This window comes from Halomonas sp. 7T (assembly GCF_025643255.1).
Lineage (GTDB): Bacteria > Pseudomonadota > Gammaproteobacteria > Pseudomonadales > Halomonadaceae > Vreelandella.
This window is the reverse complement of sequence record NZ_CP087112.1, coordinates 1,451,325-1,469,799: the sequence shown is the minus strand read 5'-3', so window position 1 is coordinate 1,469,799 and position 18,475 is coordinate 1,451,325. Positions and strand designations below refer to the sequence as shown.

The following is an 18,475-nucleotide window of genomic DNA, read 5'->3' as shown; positions in this document are numbered from 1 at the left end:
CCAAAGACAGGAGCGAACATGAAATTTTCAGAAAAGTGGCTGCGTGAATGGGTATCTCCGCAGCTCAATGCACAAGCGATCGCCGACCAAATCACCATGGCGGGCTTGGAAGTGGATGCTGTTGCGCCAGTCGCGTCAGCTTTCAGTGGCGTTGTGGTGGCGGAGGTGCTCACGAAAGAGAAGCACCCTGATGCTGATAAGCTTAACGTCTGCACAGTCAACGATGGAACAGGCGAGCCCGTTCAGGTGGTATGCGGAGCACCTAATGTTGATGTAGGACAGAAAATTCCCTTTGCTCAAGTAGGGGGTGTGCTGCCCGGGGACTTTAAGATTAAAAAGGCCAAGCTACGCGGCGTTGAGTCGCGAGGCATGATCTGTTCGGCGTCTGAGTTAGGGTTAGAGGAGGAGGTGTCGCCCGGTATCCTGGTCCTACCAGCTTCGGCGCCAGTGGGTGGCGATTTCCGAGAGTACATGCAGCTCGATGATATGACCATTGAGGTTGACCTGACCCCTAACCGTGGCGACTGTCTGAGTATCAAGGGGCTCTCCAGAGAAGTTGGCGTACTAAATCGCTTGCCGGTGAGCGGGCCCGCTATTCAACCGGTAGCAGCTAGTGTTGATGATACTTTCCCTATTAATATTGACGCTCCAGAGCAGTGCCCTCGCTATGCAGGGCGAATTATTAAAGGGGTAGACGTTACCGTTGAGACACCGCTTTGGATGGTTGAGCGTTTGCGACGTAGTGGCGTTCGCTCTATTGATCCCATCGTGGATGTCACTAATTACGTTATGTTGGAGCTTGGCCAGCCGTTGCACGCGTTTGATCGCGATAATTTGCAAGGTGGCATCACGGTGCGCTTAGCCCATGAAGGCGAGCGGCTAACGTTATTGGATGGTCAGAACATCGCATTGAGACCTGAAACGCTGGTGATTGCGGATGATCGCGGTCCATTGGCAATGGCAGGTATTATGGGTGGGGAGAATTCCGGTGTCAGCGAATCCACTCAGACCATCTTCCTGGAGTCGGCGTATTTCACGCCGTTGGCGATTGCAGGCAAAGCACGCTCTTATGGCATGCATACCGATGCCTCGCACCGTTTTGAGCGTGGTGTAGATCCTGAGCTTGCTGGTGTGGCCATTGAGCGTGCTACGCAGCTGTTAATCGACATTTGCGGTGGGCAGGCAGGCCCGGTTACACAGGCGGTTAGCAGTGCACATATGCCGACATCCCGCGCTATTTTTCTGCGTGAAAGCCGGTTGGAAAGCGCGCTGTCAAAACGGCTGGCTGTCGAAGATGTGACCGACATTCTCCAGCGTCTGGGGTTGGCAGTAGATAAACAGGCTGAAGGCTGGTCGGTGACGGCCCCCAGTTGGCGGTTTGACTTAGCTATTGAAGAGGATCTCATTGAAGAGATTGCACGTATTCATGGCTACAATAATTTGCCTGTGCGTCGGCCTGCGGCGCGGTTAGCGCTACGGCCCGCCAACGAATCTATGCTGACGCAACGGCAACTTCGTAATCAAATGGTGGCGCGCGGTTTTCAGGAAGCGGTGACTTATAGCTTTGTCGCACCTGAGCTACAGGCGGCAATGTTGCCTGATGCGGTTTCCCCTGTGTTGGCCAACCCAATTTCATCGGATTTGTCGGTGATGCGCGCCAGCCTCTTTCCTGGGCTGGTACGTGCGTTGGAGCATAATCTTAACCGTCAACAGACGCGTGTGCGTTTGTTTGAAACTGGCTTAGTGTTCAATGGTCAGCTGGATAACCTCTCGCAAGTGCCCATGATGGGGGCGTTAGTGTGTGGTTCTCGTGAAGCTGAAGGTTGGAGTTGCGCTAAGTCCGCGGTAGATTTTTACGATTTAAAAGGTGATCTGGAAAGTTTGCTAGCGCTGGGTGGTCATCAGGACGCCTGGCGTTTTGAACCAGCAGCGCACCCTGCGCTACATCCAGGGCAAAGTGCTCAACTGCTGCACAATGGCGAACCCGCTGGTTGGATTGGTACGCTTCACCCACAGGTGAGAGCAAAACTGGGGTTAAAAGTTGATGCCGTGCTCTTTGAAGTTCGTCTTGATGCCCTTAGTGAAGGTCGTATTCCTGCGTTTGAACCGTTATCACGCTACCCAGAGGTGCGGCGTGATTTAGCCTTTATCCTAGCTAATGAAGTACCTGTCCAAGCCCTACTGGATTGTGCGCAAACTGAGGCAGGTGATTACTTAAAAGACATAAAGCTATTTGATGTCTATGCTGGTAAAGGAGTTGCCGATGGGTTTAAGAGTATTGCGCTAGGCTTGACCTGGCAGCATCCATCGCGCACGCTAAACGATGAAGAAATCAATCAGTTGGTCGATTCCATCGTGACACAAGTGCGTGTCAAATTGGATGCTGAACTGCGCGGCTAACCAGTACATGCCATGACGCGGCGCGTATCACGTTCTTGGCAATGCGTTTGCTACAAGGAGGAGCCTTATGGGTGCGTTGACCAAAGCAGAGCTAGCGGAGCATTTACACACGGAGCTGGCGCTGTCTAAGCGAGAAGCAAAAGCGATGGTGGAAGCTTTTTTTGAAGAGATCCGTGCCTGTTTGCGAGAAAACGAGCAGGTAAAGCTATCAGGATTTGGTAATTTTGACTTGCGTGATAAGCGCGAGCGCCCTGGGCGTAATCCTAAGACGGGAGAGGAAATACCGATCTCTGCGCGTCGCGTTGTGACGTTTCGCCCTGGGCAAAAGCTGAAGCAGCAAGTCGAGCATCATACCAGTACCTTATAGTCTCTGAGTAGTTTGCTACCAACACGCTATGGGTATTAGTGGCGAAAGCATTCAATATAAGAGATATGAAAAGGAGTGCCTTAGGGCGCTCCTTTTTTATATCTAATGGATAGCTGCCCGTTTCAGGGCTGACAGTGGGGATGCCGTCGTGTGCAGGGGTCAGACCCCCCGTCCTTCTATTAGCCACGTGATGATAACCTTGAGGATGTAGCCCAGCATGCCGGCACCCAGCACTACAAAGAGCATGATGGTGCCAAATTTGCCGGCGTTCGATTTTTTGGCAAGATCCCAAATAATAAAACACATAAAGATAATTAAACCGCCAACCATGATCGGCGTTATCCAAGACTCAAAGGTTTGCTGCATGAGAGCTCCTTGTTGGGTAGGGGTAAGGGGGAAAAAGTAGAGGCGTGCGTCGTTTTTGCCAAACGTGTTAATATTTGAGCAAATTCATCAGGTATTTGTCGACTGAACAAAGCGCAGTGCGACACTTTTACAGGGGAGTGCGATGATGCCTAAGCTAAATATCTTAGTGGGAACCATGTATGGTGGCGCATTGGATGTCGCCGAGCAGGTAAAGCCACTGTTCGAGCAGGCGGGCTACAGTGTCGATATTATAGAGCAGCCCAGTTTAAATGACGTGACCAGCCATGATGGGATTACGTTATTCTGTGTCTCTACAACAGGCAGTGGTGATTTCCCTGGTAGTTTTGTGCCGTTTGTCCGTTCATTGCGTGACCAGAGCCCTTCTTTAACAACCTTGCGCTACGGCCTTATTGCGTTAGGGGATAGCTCCTATGGTGAAACCTTTTGCGGTGCTGGCAGGGCTCTTGATGCTTTGTTAGATGATCATGGGGCGACTCGTCTGGGTGAGCGGCTGGAGGTGGATGCAATGGAGACGTTCATGGCAGACGATGCAGCATTACCCTGGGTGGAAGAGTGGATTGAATCCCAGCAGCTAAAGGTTGCCTAAACATGCAGCGGATACCTTATTCTCCTGAGCGCGTTAGCGTGGCAATAGGTCTATGTGTGGTCATGTTGTCGGCGTTACCACGTTATATGGCAGGGGGACATGAGACGCGTCAAACACTACTTCTAATTGCCTTGGTCTTTGTTGCGAGTGCTGCCGTGTTACAGTGGAGGATGCTTTCTGCTGCTGCGCGCCAAACGTTGCCATCATTTTTAAAGCGGTTAGCCGCGATGATGGTTGCCGGACTCGTTGTGATGGGCGGGTGGCATTTGTTATTCACTGATTGGATCAGCTGGCAGGTGTTTATTTCACATGCCGCCACCGCAGGGCTGTTACTACACGCCGTCAGTTTATGGTGGACGAGAAGTGAAGAGTGAAACAGTAGAAGGGTGCAGTGGGTCAGTAGCAGCCCGCTTTTTCGCCAGTGGCGCAGTGTTTTTGCGCAAAATAGCGTTTTGAACGCGGTAATTAATGGCTATTCCCTTGTATTTGATGCTTCTGACCCCCATCTTGCGAGCATGGCGCTTGCCACCATGCGCTAGGGTTCTTAAAATTGCCCCTTGAACTTATTATACGTAATCAACACAACGCCCAGCCGCTAGAGGACAATTCATGCAAGTTTCCGTCGAGACGACCTCCCAGATCGAACGCCGTATCACCATCCAAGTGCCGGCTTCAGAAATCGATGAGGCCGTCAGCGCTCGCTTGAAAGACACTGCGAAAAACGTTCGCTTGAATGGTTTTCGCCAAGGCCGGGTGCCGATGGCAGTAGTTCGTCAGCGCTATGGCGATAGTGTACGTAATGAAGTGGTTGGCGAAGTAATGCGTGAGCGCTATGTTCGCGCCATTACTGAAGAGGGCCTCAATCCTGCGGGCTTCCCGCAAATTGAGCCTAAGGTTAACCAAGCAGGTCAAGACCTTGAGTTTGTTGCCCTGATGGAGGTTTATCCGCAGATTGAGCTGTCTTCAATTGAAGGTACTGACGTTGAGCGTCCTGTGGTAACTGTCAGCGATGCAGATGTCGACGAAATGATCGATACCCTGCGTAAGCAAAACGCTGAGTGGGAAGAAGTAGATGCTGCCGCTGCTGATGGCGATCAAGTAACTATCGACTTCCAGGGCTTCCTGGGCGATGAGCCGTTTGAAGGTGGAAGCGCTGAAGGCCATGCACTCGTTATTGGCTCTAACAGCTTTATCCCTGGCTTTGAAGAGCAGTTGATCGGCGCTAAAGCGGGTGAAGAAAAAACTATCAGCGTTACCTTCCCCGATGACTATCAAGCCGAGCACCTGGCCGGTAAAGAAGCGACGTTCAACGTCACCGTCCACAAGGTTAGCACCCAGAAGCTGCCTGACGTTGATGCTGCCTTCATTGAGCGTTTTGGCGTGGAAGGTGGTGATGAAGCCCAGTTCCGTGCAGAAATTAAGAAAAACATGACCCGCGAAGCGGCTCAGGCGATCGACAATCGCGTTAAGCAGCAGGTTCTGGATGCGTTGAAAAACGCGAATGAAATACCAGTACCCAGTGCACTGGTTCAGCAAGAAACAGATGGCATGAAACGTCAGGCTGCTCAGCAGTTTGGTCTAGGTGAAGATTTTGATGTTAGCCAGTTGCCTAACGAACTGTTTGAAGAGCAAGCCAAAGGCCGTGTTCAAGTAGGCCTGCTGTTGGCTGAAGTTATTAAGGCCAACGAGCTGGATGCTGACGACGACGCCATCAAGGCTAAGGTTGAAGAGCTGGCAGAGCAGTATCAGGACCCATCAGAAGTAGTTAGCTACTACATGGGTAATGAGCAGCTAAAAACCCAGGTCAAATCTGCCATTCTAGAAGAGAAAGCGGTAGAGAAGCTGCTTGAGCAGGCAAACGTTAAAGACGTTGAAATGTCTTACCAGCAAGCATTGGCAGCCGCTCAGCAGCAGGCTGAGCAGGATGAAAATGTCGAAGAGGGCGAACAGGCTAACGCCTAACGTCGTCGCGTGGCGCATCCCTTTGCGATGCGCCTTTCCCTTACCGGACGCAAGGAATCACCCGAATGAGTGAGTTTGATATTCAAAACGCCGGCGGTTTAGTGCCCATGGTGGTTGAGCAGAGCGCCAAAGGGGAAAGGGCCTACGATATTTATTCACGTCTGCTAAAAGAGCGTGTCATCTTCCTGGTAGGCCCAGTTGAAGACTACATGGCGAATTTAGTTGTGGCTCAGCTGCTGTTTCTTGAGTCAGAGAATCCTGATAAAGATATTCATCTCTATATCAACTCGCCAGGCGGCTCAGTAACGGCGGGTATGTCAATTTACGATACCATGCAGTTTATCAAGCCTGATGTTTCTACCGTATGTATTGGCCAAGCCGCCAGTATGGGTGCGCTGCTATTAACAGCTGGTGCGGCCGGTAAGCGTTATTGCTTGCCCAACTCTCGGGTAATGATTCATCAGCCGTTGGGCGGTTATCAGGGGCAAGCGTCAGATATTGAAATTCACACCCGTGAAATATTGGGAATCCGCGAAAAACTCAATCAGATTCTGGCGCATCACACAGGTCAGGAGCTTGAAGCAGTTGCTCGCGATACCGATCGGGACAACTTTATGAGTGCTCATAAAGCCAAAGAGTATGGCTTGATTGATGCAGTGCTGGATAAGCGCCCAACATCCTGATAGCGTAATAGGATTGTGCTTTTCTAACGAGCTTTTCCGGCGGCGTGAGCCGCCGCAGTGATAGAGGTACGCGAATGGCCGACGGCAAAGGCAAGGACGAAGGTGGCAAGCTGCTTTACTGCTCGTTTTGCGGTAAAAATCAAAACGAAGTGCGTAAGCTAATTGCAGGCCCGTCCGTGTATATCTGCGATGAGTGTGTCGACTTATGTAATGACATCATTCGCGAGGAAGTTCTCGAAGCCGATGCCGAGAGCGATGAGGAGCGTTTACCTACGCCCCGCGAAATACGTCATACATTAGACGACTATGTCATCGGGCAGGATCGCGCCAAAATGGTGCTATCTGTAGCGGTTTATAACCACTATAAACGCCTGAAAACAGACGTGCGTGACGGCGATGTGGAGCTAGGTAAATCTAATATTCTGCTCATTGGTCCAACCGGTAGTGGTAAAACACTGCTGGCAGAAACCATGGCGCGGCTATTAAATGTGCCCTTTACTATTGCTGATGCAACAACGCTGACGGAAGCAGGCTATGTGGGTGAGGATGTTGAAAACATCATCCAAAAGCTGCTCCAGAAGTGTGATTACGACGTCGAAAAAGCTGAGCGCGGAATCGTCTATATCGACGAAATCGATAAAATTTCGCGCAAATCTGATAACCCATCGATTACTCGGGATGTCTCAGGTGAGGGTGTTCAGCAAGCGTTGCTGAAGCTTATTGAAGGCACAACTGCCTCAGTGCCGCCTCAAGGTGGTCGCAAGCACCCGCAGCAAGAATTTGTTCAGGTTAACACCGCCAATATCTTGTTTATTGTAGGGGGCGCTTTCGCTGGCCTAGACAAGGTTATCCGAGACCGTGCTGAAAAAGGCGGCATTGGCTTTAACGCCAGCGTGAAGAGTAAAGAGTCTTCGCGGGGTGTGGGCGAGCTACTGGCAGATGTTGAGCCAGAAGACCTAGTGAAATTTGGTTTGATACCTGAGTTTGTCGGCCGCCTACCGGTAATCGCTACACTTACCGAGTTGACCGAAGATGCATTGGTGCAAATTTTAACAGAGCCTAAAAACTCGCTCGTTAAGCAATACGCCAAGCTCTTTGAAATGGAAGATGTGTCGCTTGAGTTTAGAGACGATGCACTGCGTGCGGTGGCGACGAAGGCAATGGAGCGGAAAACCGGTGCTCGTGGCCTACGTTCTATCCTTGAATCTGTATTGCTTGACACGATGTATGAGATTCCTTCGCTTGAAGGTGTCAGCAAAGTGGTTATTGATGAATCCGTGATTGCCGGAGAAAGCGAGCCACTGTTGCTTTATTCTCAGCAAGAGGAAGCTCGTGTTGATGGCACTGACGGCTAGCCAATTGGCATACGCTGCGGCCTAGCGTATGCCGCTTGTGTTGAACCAGGGGGTCGCCTAGGCGGCCCCCTGCTATTAGGCATAATCCATCTCGTCGCATGCTTTCAGCACGATGCTTTTGCATGGTTTCTTATGCAATTGTTGCGAAAGTTACTTTTATACTGTGAGGTGCTTGTCTAAGTACCCTTCAAGTACACATCCGAATTTGAGGAACGTCTGCGATGCAGCAGAACGCCGAACAGACACAATGTCTACCTTTGTTGCCGTTGCGGGATGTGGTTGTTTACCCGCAAATGGTTATACCTCTTTTTGTTGGCCGTGAAAAATCTATCCAAGCCCTGGAAGCGGCGATGGAGGCCGATAAGCGTGTACTGCTGGTGGCTCAGCGCGAGGCTTCTCAGGATGATCCGGACAATGCAGACTTATATGCCATGGGAACCGTGGCAGATATTATGCAATTGCTGAAGTTGCCAGATGGCACTGTCAAAGTGCTTATTGAGGGCAGTTTTCGCGCTGATGTCGTCGAGATAGAAGAAAATGAAGCAGGCTATACGCAAGCCTACTTAACGGCGCGTGAGAGTGAGCCGCTTACCCAACGCGAGCAAGAAGCCTTGGTTCGCGTGCTGTTAAATCAATTTGAGCAGTACGTTAAGCTATCTAAGAAAGTCCCCAACGAGGTGCTCAATTCTCTTACTGGAATTGAAGACCCGAGCCGTCTGGTGGATACCATCTGCGCTCATTTGTCGTTGAAAATTGGTGACAAGCAAGAGCTGCTTGAAATGGATCGTGTACGCGACCGTATCGAGCACTTGATGGCACTCATTGAGTCTGAAATTGATCTGCTTCAGGTAGAGAAGCGCATCCGCTCTCGCGTCAAAGAGCAGATGGAAAAGACACAGCGAGAGTATTATCTCAACGAACAGATGAAAGCCATCCAAAAAGAGATGGGGGAGCTGGATAATGTTCCCAATGAAGCAGAAAAGTACGAGCAGGCCATCGAAGCGTCAGGTATGCCTAAAGAGGCGGCTGAAAAAGCGACGCAAGAGCTGAACAAGCTGAAAATGATGGCAACTAATTCGGCTGAAGCCACTGTCGTTCGCTCTTATCTGGATTGGCTAATTGCCGTTCCTTGGAAGAAGCGTACGCGGGTTAAGCATGACTTGGTAAAAGCGCAGCAGGTGCTAGACGAGGATCATTACGGTCTGGAAGAAGTTAAGGCGCGCATACTGGAGTACTTAGCGGTACAGAAGCGCGTACGTAAGATGAAAGGCCCGGTGCTGTGCCTAGTTGGGCCGCCAGGTGTGGGTAAGACCTCATTGGGGCAGTCTATTGCACGTGCGACTAACCGCAAGTATGTACGCTTGGCGTTAGGGGGGGTGCGCGATGAATCGGAAATTCGTGGTCACAGGCGTACGTATATCGGATCGCTGCCGGGTAAATTGATGCAGCGGATGAGCCGTGCTGGCGTGAAAAACCCGCTCTTCTTACTTGATGAAGTTGATAAGCTAGGTATGGATCATCGTGGTGATCCCTCCTCGGCGCTGCTAGAAGTCCTTGATCCTGAGCAGAATAATAGCTTTAGTGATCATTACCTTGAGTTGGATTATGATTTATCCGAGACGCTGTTTATTTGCACGGCGAACTCGATGAATATTCCAGGCCCGCTGCTTGATCGGATGGAAATTATTCGGCTGCCGGGTTACACCGAAGACGAGAAGCTTGCCATCGCCAAGCGCTACCTGCTGCCCAAACAGCTGGAAGCCAACGGTCTTAAGGTTGATGAGCTTGCTCTGCAGGATGATGCACTACTAGAACTAGTGCGCTATTACACGCGTGAAGCAGGTGTGCGCGAGCTAGAACGCCAGATCGCGAAAGTATGTAGGAAAGTGCTGCGTGAACGCCTTGAGGCGGAACGTGTTTCTAATGAGAAGAAAGGCAGTAAATTACAAGCTGACCAAGTACTAACGGCTGAAGAGATAGAAACCTATGCGGGCGTTCGTCGCTACAGCTATGGACTGGCGGAAAAAGAGGACCAGGTAGGTCGGGTGACCGGGCTTGCTTGGACATCTGTAGGTGGTGAACTGCTCAATATTGAATCTGTCGTTACCCCGGGTAAAGGGCGTATTAATAAAACTGGCTCGCTCGGCGACGTAATGAAAGAGTCAGTCAGCGCTGCGCAAACAGTGGTTAAGGCTCGTGCTCATGAGTATGGGATTGATCCTCAGCGGTTTGAGAACGAAGATCTCCATATACACGTCCCCGAAGGTGCTACTCCCAAGGATGGCCCAAGTGCGGGTATAGCGATGGTGACCGCAATTGTATCGGCCTATACGCAGCGCGCCGTACGCTGCGATGTGGCAATGACAGGTGAAGTTAACCTACGTGGAGAGGTCTTACCCATCGGGGGTTTAAAGGAGAAATTGCTGGCAGCGCGCCGCGGTGGTATAAAGACCGTCCTGATTCCTGAGGAAAATCGCCGAGATCTCAAGGAAGTACCGGAAAATATCAAAGGTGCACTTGATATTCGTCCCGTACAGTGGATAGATGAGGTGTTAGCGATAGCGCTAACGAACGATCAAGTCGACGACAGCGCCTCGTTAAAAGGTACTGATACGTCTTTTAGTTCGAATGCCGTAGTCAGCACGCATTAAGCATTAGGGTTCTTTGGAGCTTTAATATTACGTAATAAGTTTGCCGATTGCCTTGCGCGAACGGCATCCCACGGTTCGGTCGCTTGACAGGTGTTTCAAGGCATTGCTATAAAACGCAGCTATGCTTTGAGGTTGTAGCACCCGGTGATTGCGCCGTTCAGAGCCATTTTTTGAAACAGTTAAGGGGTGAAGTGTGAATAAGTCCGAGCTGATTGAAGCTATTGCCGCGTCTGCTGATATTCCTAAAGCAGCGGCAACCCGCGCATTGGATGCCATGGTGGAGTCTGTCACCGATAGCCTCAAAAAAGGCGAGAGTGTTTCACTGGTAGGCTTTGGCACTTTCGCCATTAAAGAGCGTGCTGCACGTACAGGTCGCAACCCGCAGACGGGTCAGCCAATTCAAATCAGCGCTGCGAAAGTTCCCAGCTTTAAAGCCGGTAAAGCGCTGAAAGACGCCGTCAACTAATTGGCGTATATTCTGTGATCTAATGGGCGCATCGCATCCGCGATGCGCCCATATTCTTTTCTAGCCCGTTATTTTGGGCGATGAGTTTTGCTGTAATAATCTGAGGCTAGCATGCTGCAAAGTATTCGAGACGGCTCCAGAAGCTGGGGTGCCAAAATAATCATCGGTGTTATGGTGGCTGCCATGGCGCTGTTCGGCATTGAATCGCTGTTTAGCGTATTCGGTAGTGATCCCAATGAAGTGGCAAGCGTCAATGGCGAGCCGATTATGCGGCAGCAGGTAGAGCTTGAGGTTCAGCGTGCACTACGTTCCGGGCAAGTGCCGCCAGAACAAGAGCGTGCTTTGCGTAACGATATGCTTGACCAGCTTATTACCCAAAAGCTGTTGACTCAGTATGCTGAAGATGGCGGCTTTTATGTATCTGAAGCCCAATTAGACCAGATCATTGTGGGCCTCCCTGAATTCCATGATCAAGATGGTCGCTTCTCATCCGAGGTGTTTCGTAACCGCCTAGCCGGTGCTGGCTATACGCCGCTCTCATTCAGAGAAGAGTTACGCGTAGATATTAATCGTCAACACCTTCAGCAAGGGCTGGCATTTAGCGATTTTAGTTTGGCCAGTGAACAAGAACGCCTGGCAGAGTTGCAGCGTCAGCAGCGCAGTTTCCGTTACTCAATGTTAAATGCCGACGATATTCAGCTGGATATCGACGTGACGGAAGAGCAGATGCAGGATTACTACGACACCAATCAGTCACGTTTTGAGCGCCCCGAACAAGTGCGCGTTGAGTATGTCCTGATTGATCGCCAGGAAATGGCTTCTGGACGTGAGGTTGATGAAGATGACTTGCGTGCAGCGTGGCGTGAGCAAAATCGCAATGCCGATCGCCAAGTGTCTCATATCATGGTGACGTTTGGTGGAGAGCGTAGCCGTGAAGAGGCGCAAGAGCGTGCTGAAGTAGCGCTTCAGGCATTAGAAGAGGGCGAACCCTTTGCTGAAACAGCTTTACGTTACTCTGACGATACAGCCAGTGCAGAAGAGGGTGGCGACCTCGGGGTTATTAGCCGCGGTTTCTTCGGTGACGCGTTTGATGAGGCGGCATTTGCGTTGGGTGAAGGGGAGACGTCTCAGCTGGTCGAAATGGATGGTGCTTTCCATATTTTGCAAGTGACACGGATTGAGGCGCCAGCGTTTGAGGATCAGCGTGAGACGCTGCAGCAAGAAGTCGCGCTGCGTGAAGTGAGCGATGACTTTAACCGCCAAGTGCAGCGCTTAATTGATGAGAGCTTTGCCGCTGATGATCTGGAAACTGTTGCGAATGATCTTGGCTTGATGCTTAGCCAAACAGACTGGCTTGCACGTGGCGAAGGCGAGGGTGTGCTATCCGAGCCTGGAGTGTTAGACGAAGCGTTCAGTGCTGATGTGCTTGAAGAGGGCTACAACAGCGAAGTGATCGAGCTTGACGATGACCGTCGTTTGGTTTTACGCGTTGCAGAGCATCGAGAGCCTACCCTGCTACCGCTGGATGACGTACGTGATGAAGTTGAAACGGCCGTCACTGCACAGCAGCGACAAGAAGCACTTCAGGACGAGGCTGCGCGTATTATTTCAGCGTTAGAGTCAGGTAACGATGTAGATGTTTCATGGCTTGAGGCTGCCAATGTATCGCGCCAGTCTGATAGTACGTTGCCCCAAGCACTTGTGCAGCAAGTGTTCCGCATGCCCCGTCCTCAAGAAGGACAGAGTGTTTACCGTGCTGTAACGCTTCCGCAAAGTGTCGCAGTGGTAGCATTAGACGATGTGTCGGCGGGTGATGTGAATGAGCAAATAACCACGTTTGTGGCACAAATGGCTGAACAGCTACGGGCTCAATCGGTCATCCAGGCACTGATCGACGACCTGCATCGCGATGCTGAGATTGAGCGCTAAACCATCAGCGTTCGTGTAGCGATTCGGTAGCCTTTAAATTGAAAAGCCGATCGATACGATCGGCTTTTTCAATGGCATTTTGTTCGCTCTATTCGCTACGGCTACGGCTACGGCTACGGCTACGGCTACGGCGGAGCGTCGAGTGCGAACTGGCGCAGCACAGGAACAGCATGGTGCTCCGGTGTTTGCTCAATCAATACGTCCCAGCCGTGCTGGTTGTCCCAGTCGCCTAGCACAAAGCGTTTGGCGGGAACGTCCTCTACGGTTAAATCATGTACTTTTGGGCGATGGGTATGTCCATGAATCATGGTCGATACCCCGCAACGTGCCATTAGTTTCACGACTTCATCATGGGTAACGTCCATGATTTCTTCGGCTTTATTAGCGTTGGCATCGCCGGACTGCATACGTAAGCTTTTTGCCAGCTCTACACGCTGCTCCAGAGGGAGCGCTAATATTTGTGCCTGCCACTGCGGATCCCGTGATTGTTGGCGAAACGCCATATAGGCTTCGTCCCTGGTACATAAGCTATCGCCATGCAGTATGACTACTGGGACGCCCTGAAGCTCAACGGCTTGGGCTTCGGGTAGCAGATTTCCCTGGCAGGCATTGATGAAACGCTCACCGATTAGAAAATCACGATTACCATGTAGGAAATGAACGGCTGTTCCGTTGCTGCTAAGTTTGCGTAACCGCTTGATGACATCATGGGCAACTGCGCTCAGTGGGTGAGGTGTATCAAGAAGGTCATCACCGATCCAGGCATCGAAGAGGTCACCTAAAATATATAAGGCGTCTGCCCCCTGTGCAGTTTGCTCTAAATAGCGAAAAAACCCTTGGTTAACCTCAGGAGTATCGCTGCTTAGATGCATGTCGGCTACCAACAAAGTGCGCATAAGTCTCCCAGGCGTTTATTCTGCTTCTTTAACGAATGCACGCTCGATAATGACATCTTCAGACGGGACATCAGCGTGCATACCCCGGCGCGTAGTGCTAACGCCCTTAATTTTGTTGACTATCTCCATACCTTCAACCACTTCGCCAAAGACAGCATAGCCCCAGCCTTGGAGGCTTTTACCGCTATGGTTGAGGAAGCTATTGTCACCTACGTTAATAAAAAACTGTGCTGTGGCAGAATGAGGGTCTTGGGTGCGTGCCATTGCCAACGTGCCTATGGTATTTTGCAGGCCGTTGTCAGCTTCGTTTTCAATGGGGTCGCGGGTCGGCTTTTGGTTAAAGTCTTGATCAAAACCGCCGCCTTGTACCATGAAGCCATCGATGACACGGTGAAAGAGCGTGCCGTCGTAAAATCCTTCACGCACATACTGTTCAAAGTTAGCCGCGCTAACCGGCGCTTTTTCATGATTAAGCGCAATAGTAATGTCACCGTGGTTGGTCTGTAATACGATCATAGATAAATTCCTGTTCAATAAAGGCGTTCGCCTTGGCGCTGTGCATCGGCGTCACGTTATAATAGCGGTTTTGTCCAGCGCCGCGAAGCGCTAACCCTATTAGCGTAGGCATCGGTTGCCTAGCGCACCATCCACTATGAGGTTATTAACACCACCATGACCAACGAGACCACCCCAGCGCCGAACTTCATTCGCAACCAAGTACGCGACGAAATTGAGGGCGGCCAGGTCAGCAAAATTGTCACACGCTTTCCCCCTGAGCCCAATGGCTTTCTGCATATCGGCCATGCTAAGTCGATTTGTTTAAATTTTGGGTTGGCGGAGCAGTTGGGTGGTGAGTGTCATCTGCGTTTTGACGACACCAACCCAGCGAAAGAAGAGCAGGCGTATATTGACGCCATCAAAGAAGATGTCAGTTGGTTGGGTTTTAAATGGGCTGGCCCTGTGCGCTTTGCATCGGATTACTTCGATCAACTATATATTTGGGCTCAACATCTAATCCGTGAAGGCAAGGCCTACGTGGATGATCTATCGCCAGATGAGATCCGTGAATATCGCGGCACATTAACTGAGCCCGGCAAGCCAAGCCCTTACCGCGAGCGCAGTGTGGAAGAGAACCTTGATCTCCTTGAGCGGATGCGTGTCGGCGAGTTTGCGGAAGGCGGGAAAGTGCTGCGCGCTAAAATTGATATGGCCTCGCCTAATATCAATCTGCGTGATCCTATTCTTTACCGTGTCCGGCATGCTCATCATCATCAGACCGGTGATAAGTGGAAAATCTATCCTTCTTATGACTTTACCCACGGTCAATCTGACGCCATTGAGGGGATTACTCACTCTATCTGTACGTTGGAGTTTGAAGATCACCGTCCGCTGTATGAGTGGTTTTTAAACAACCTTCCCGTGCCAGCGAAACCACGCCAGATTGAGTTCGCCCGTCTGAACCTTGACTATACGCTAACCTCTAAGCGCAAGTTAAAGCTATTGGTTGACGAGCAAATTGTCGATGGGTGGGACGACCCGCGCATGCCAACCATCTCTGGCATGCGTCGTCGTGGCTATACGCCAGCTTCTATCCGTAAGTTTTGTGAGATGATCGGTGTGACGCGCGCCGACGGTGGTTTAGTGGATATTGCCATGCTAACGCATGCGATCCGCTCAGACCTTGAGGACAACGCGCCGCGGGCAATGTGCGTATTGAAACCTCTTAAAGTAGTGCTGACGAATGTCCCTGAAGACCATGAAGAGATGTACGAAGTGCCCGGTCACCCCGCACGTGACGATATGGCCGTGCGTAAGGTGCCGTTTGGTCGTGAGCTTTACATCGACCAAGATGACTTTATGGAAGATGCGCCCAAGAAGTTCTTCCGCTTAGCGCCCGGCAAGGAAGTACGTCTTCGCAACAGCTACGTTATACGCTGTGATGATGTGATTAAAGACGACGCGGGTGAGATCACAGAGCTGCATTGCTCGGTAGATTTCGATACTTTGGGTAAAAACCCAGAAGGCCGCAAGGTGAAAGGCGTAATTCATTGGGTTAGCGCGGCTTACGGTGTGCCCATGGAAGTACGCCTGTACGAAAACCTCTTCTTGGTTGAGCAGCCCGATCGCGACAAAGATGTCGATTTCCTAGACCACCTCAATCCAGAGTCTCTGGCAGTTTGTCAGGCGATTGGCGAGCCCAGCTTGGCGGACGCAGCTCCGGAAGATCGCTTCCAGTTTGAGAGAACAGGTTATTTCTGTGCCGACCGTCATGCTTCCAAACCAGGGCAGCCGGTGTTTAACCGCACCGTAGGATTAAAAGATAGCTGGGCGAAAATCAAACAGAAGGGCTAAGGAAACGTCATATGCAGATTTACAATACGCTGACACGCCGCAAAGAACCGTTTACCCCGCTCGTCGCGGGTAAAGTAAGCATGTATGTCTGTGGCATGACGGTGTATGACTATTGCCACCTTGGCCACGCACGGGTAATGGTGGCCTTTGATGTGATTACCCGCTATCTGCGCCACCGTGGTTACGAAGTAAACTACGTACGCAATATCACTGATATCGACGACAAGATCCTCAAGCGCGCTGATGAAAATAGCGAGACCATCAGTGCACTGACGGAGCGTATGATCGATGCAATGCATGATGACGAAGTGCGTCTGAACGTATTGCCGCCGAGCCACGAGCCGCGTGCTACCGGGCATATAGGCGAGATCATTGCCATGATCGAAACGCTGATTGAGAAGGGCTTTGCCTATCCCGCTGCGAATGGTGATGTCTATTATCGGGTACGTAAATTTACCAACTATGGCAAGCTGAATAACCGTCAACTGGATGACATGCGCTCGGGTGCGCGTGTAGAGGTGGATGTTCATAAAGAAGACCCCCTCGACTTCGTGCTTTGGAAAGCTGCTAAGCCTACCGAGGTTCACTGGCCTTCTCCATGGGGCGATGGGCGGCCTGGCTGGCATATTGAGTGCTCAGCTATGTCAACGTGCTGCTTGGGCGATACGTTCGATATTCACGGTGGTGGACCTGATCTTACTTTTCCCCATCATGAAAATGAGATCGCTCAATCTGAAGCGGCTACCGGCAAAACCTACGTAAATACGTGGATGCACGCAGGTGCCGTTCGGGTGAATCAGGAAAAGATGTCAAAATCGTTGGGCAACTTTTTCACTATCCGTGATGTGCTGGCTGAGCATGATCCAGAGGTTGTACGTTATCTGTTAGTGGCTAGTCACTACCGAAGCGCCATCAACTATTCGGCTGATTCACTCGTTGAGGCACGTAAATCGCTCACCCGGTTTTACACCGCGCTGGACGGTGTTGAGGTGCAAGAGCAAGAGAGTCAAGACGCCTCAACTGTTGGTCAAGAAGCGCTTGCTACGTATAGCGAACGCTTCACAACGGCGATGGATGATGACTTCAATACGCCCGAAGCATTAGCGGTACTGTTTGATTTAGCCCGTGATCTTAACCGTGCAAAAAGCGACCAGCCGGCAGAAGCTCCGCGCCTGGCAGGCGAGTTGAAGCGTTTAGCCGGTGTGTTAGGGCTTTTGCAGCAGAGGCCTCAGACCTTTCTTAAAGGTGTTCAGCAGCAGGTGGCACTTAGCGAAGCTGAGATTGAGAGCAAAATTGCTGAGCGTCAGGCTTCAAAAGCCAATAAGGATTTTGCCCAGGCGGATGCGATTCGTGACGAACTGGCCGCTTTAGGTATTATTCTAAAAGATTCCCGGGAAGGAACTACCTGGGTGATTGAAACGCCTCAGTAACGCTACAAAGCCAGATGCCGCGAAAGCGGCATCTGACTTCAACGCCGTTAGCTCTTATACTGAAGTGATCCTACAAGACGCTTATGAAAAGGATAACTAAGATGCGCTCTATCATGAAACCTGCACTTGCGGCCTGTTTGTCAGCTCTGGTTTTTTCAGCAGCTAATGCCAATAATCCCGTGGTTGTCTCTTCAAAGATTGATACCGAGGGCGCGGTTCTGGGTGAGTTGATCATCCAAACATTAGAACGCAACAATATTGAGACTCAAGACCGTTTGCAGTTAGGGGGCACCAGTGTGGTGCGTAGCGCCCTTCAAGCGGGGGAAGTTGATCTTTACCCAGAATATACCGGTAACGGTGCATTTTTCTTTGATATGACCGATAGCCCGGTGTGGAATGATGCTGCTAATGCTTACCAAGCGGTAAAAGAACGGGATGCAGAGCAAGGACTTGTGTGGCTGCAGCCCGCGAGTGCCAACAACACCTGGGCAATGAGCATTCGACAAGATGTGGCTGAAGCCAACAGCTTAATCACTCTGGATGATTTAGCTGCCTATCTTGCAGGGGATGGCGAATTTAAATTCGCAGCCAGTGCCGAGTTTGTCGAGTCGCCCCAGGCATTACCCGCTTTTCAAGAAGCTTACGATTTTGAGCTAAGAGACGACCAATTACTCGTGCTATCTGGCGGCAATACCGCCGCGACAATGCGCGCAGCGGCGCAGCAAACCAGCGGCGTTAATGGTGCCATGACGTACGGCACTGATGGCGGTCTTAGTGCATTAGGCCTCGTGGTGCTAGAGGATTCCAAAGGTGTTCAGCCAGTGTATCAACCAGCGCCTGTGGTACGTGAAGAGGTTTTGGAGGCCTACCCACAGATGGAGGCACTGCTAAACGATATTTTTGCTACGCTGGATCTTGTTACCCTACAAAAACTTAACGCCGATGTGGCTGTGAACGGCCTCTCGCCAGATAAGGTAGCCAGTGACTATCTTGATAGCCTGGATGACTAAT

The 18,475-nt window shown here is 51.0% G+C and carries 16 protein-coding genes; 13 read left to right on the top strand and 3 right to left on the bottom strand.

What is annotated here, in order from left to right; genetic code table 11:
- Positions 1-18: 18 nt before the first annotated feature.
- Positions 19-2,400 carry a phenylalanine--tRNA ligase subunit beta gene (gene pheT / locus LOS15_RS06745; RefSeq protein ID WP_263069048.1) on the top strand — a complete coding sequence of 794 codons (2,382 nt, stop codon included), beginning with the start codon at positions 19-21 and terminating at the stop codon, positions 2,398-2,400.
- A 67-nt stretch (positions 2,401-2,467) separates the two neighbouring features.
- Positions 2,468-2,767, top strand: a complete 300-nt coding sequence (locus tag LOS15_RS06740) for an integration host factor subunit alpha (protein WP_263069046.1) — start codon at positions 2,468-2,470, stop codon at positions 2,765-2,767.
- A 159-nt stretch (positions 2,768-2,926) separates the two neighbouring features.
- Here LOS15_RS06740 and LOS15_RS06735 read toward each other — a convergent pair whose 3' ends face one another.
- Positions 2,927-3,133, bottom strand: a complete 207-nt coding sequence (locus LOS15_RS06735) for a DUF2788 domain-containing protein (RefSeq protein WP_263069044.1) — start codon at positions 3,131-3,133, stop codon at positions 2,927-2,929.
- A gap of 145 nt (positions 3,134-3,278) precedes the next feature.
- Between LOS15_RS06735 and LOS15_RS06730 the strand changes: the two genes are divergently transcribed.
- The 8 genes from LOS15_RS06730 to LOS15_RS06695 all read left to right on the top strand — a co-directional run bounded on the left by LOS15_RS06730 (position 3,279) and on the right by LOS15_RS06695 (position 12,786).
- Positions 3,279-3,740 carry a flavodoxin gene (locus tag LOS15_RS06730; RefSeq protein ID WP_263069651.1) on the top strand — a complete coding sequence of 154 codons (462 nt, stop codon included), beginning with the start codon at positions 3,279-3,281 and terminating at the stop codon, positions 3,738-3,740.
- 2 nt (positions 3,741-3,742) lie between these two features.
- Positions 3,743-4,114 carry a hypothetical protein gene (locus tag LOS15_RS06725; protein ID WP_263069042.1) on the top strand — a complete coding sequence of 124 codons (372 nt, stop codon included), beginning with the start codon at positions 3,743-3,745 and terminating at the stop codon, positions 4,112-4,114.
- 235 nt (positions 4,115-4,349) lie between these two features.
- The gene (tig, locus tag LOS15_RS06720) at positions 4,350-5,702 is read left to right on the top strand and encodes a trigger factor (RefSeq protein WP_263069040.1); all 1,353 of its coding nucleotides are present in this window, start codon (positions 4,350-4,352) and stop codon (positions 5,700-5,702) included.
- Positions 5,703-5,767: 65 nt separating this feature from the next.
- Entirely contained in the window at positions 5,768-6,385 is a 618-nt protein-coding gene (clpP, locus tag LOS15_RS06715) for an ATP-dependent Clp endopeptidase proteolytic subunit ClpP (RefSeq protein ID WP_263069039.1), read from the top strand.
- Between the two features lie 74 nt (positions 6,386-6,459).
- Positions 6,460-7,740 (top strand): ATP-dependent Clp protease ATP-binding subunit ClpX, encoded by a 1,281-nt coding sequence (gene clpX, locus LOS15_RS06710; RefSeq protein ID WP_263069038.1) that lies wholly within the window; start codon positions 6,460-6,462, stop codon positions 7,738-7,740.
- A gap of 221 nt (positions 7,741-7,961) precedes the next feature.
- On the top strand, positions 7,962-10,391 hold the full coding sequence (lon, locus tag LOS15_RS06705; RefSeq protein WP_263069037.1) for an endopeptidase La: 2,430 nt from the start codon (positions 7,962-7,964) through the stop codon (positions 10,389-10,391).
- Between the two features lie 193 nt (positions 10,392-10,584).
- On the top strand, positions 10,585-10,857 hold the full coding sequence (locus LOS15_RS06700; RefSeq protein WP_007114333.1) for an HU family DNA-binding protein: 273 nt from the start codon (positions 10,585-10,587) through the stop codon (positions 10,855-10,857).
- A 111-nt stretch (positions 10,858-10,968) separates the two neighbouring features.
- The gene (locus LOS15_RS06695) at positions 10,969-12,786 is read left to right on the top strand and encodes a SurA N-terminal domain-containing protein (protein WP_263069028.1); all 1,818 of its coding nucleotides are present in this window, start codon (positions 10,969-10,971) and stop codon (positions 12,784-12,786) included.
- Between the two features lie 125 nt (positions 12,787-12,911).
- Here the strand turns inward: LOS15_RS06695 and LOS15_RS06690 are convergent, their stop codons facing one another.
- The gene (locus tag LOS15_RS06690) at positions 12,912-13,682 is read right to left on the bottom strand and encodes a UDP-2,3-diacylglucosamine diphosphatase (protein ID WP_263069026.1); all 771 of its coding nucleotides are present in this window, start codon (positions 13,680-13,682) and stop codon (positions 12,912-12,914) included.
- A gap of 15 nt (positions 13,683-13,697) precedes the next feature.
- Positions 13,698-14,198, bottom strand: coding sequence for a peptidylprolyl isomerase (locus tag LOS15_RS06685; RefSeq protein WP_263069024.1), 501 nt, complete (start codon positions 14,196-14,198; stop codon positions 13,698-13,700).
- A gap of 156 nt (positions 14,199-14,354) precedes the next feature.
- Between LOS15_RS06685 and LOS15_RS06680 the strand changes: the two genes are divergently transcribed.
- The 3 genes from LOS15_RS06680 (at position 14,355) to LOS15_RS06670 (ending at position 18,474) form a co-directional block, all read left to right on the top strand.
- A complete protein-coding gene (locus LOS15_RS06680; protein ID WP_263069022.1) occupies positions 14,355-16,034 on the top strand; it encodes a glutamine--tRNA ligase/YqeY domain fusion protein in 1,680 nt (559 codons plus the stop codon).
- 11 nt (positions 16,035-16,045) lie between these two features.
- Complete coding sequence (gene cysS / locus LOS15_RS06675) at positions 16,046-17,464, top strand: cysteine--tRNA ligase (protein ID WP_263069020.1); 1,419 nt, start codon at positions 16,046-16,048, stop codon at positions 17,462-17,464.
- Positions 17,465-17,565: 101 nt separating this feature from the next.
- A complete protein-coding gene (locus tag LOS15_RS06670) occupies positions 17,566-18,474 on the top strand; it encodes an ABC transporter substrate-binding protein (protein ID WP_263069018.1) in 909 nt (302 codons plus the stop codon).
- Position 18,475: the final 1 nt, after the last annotated feature.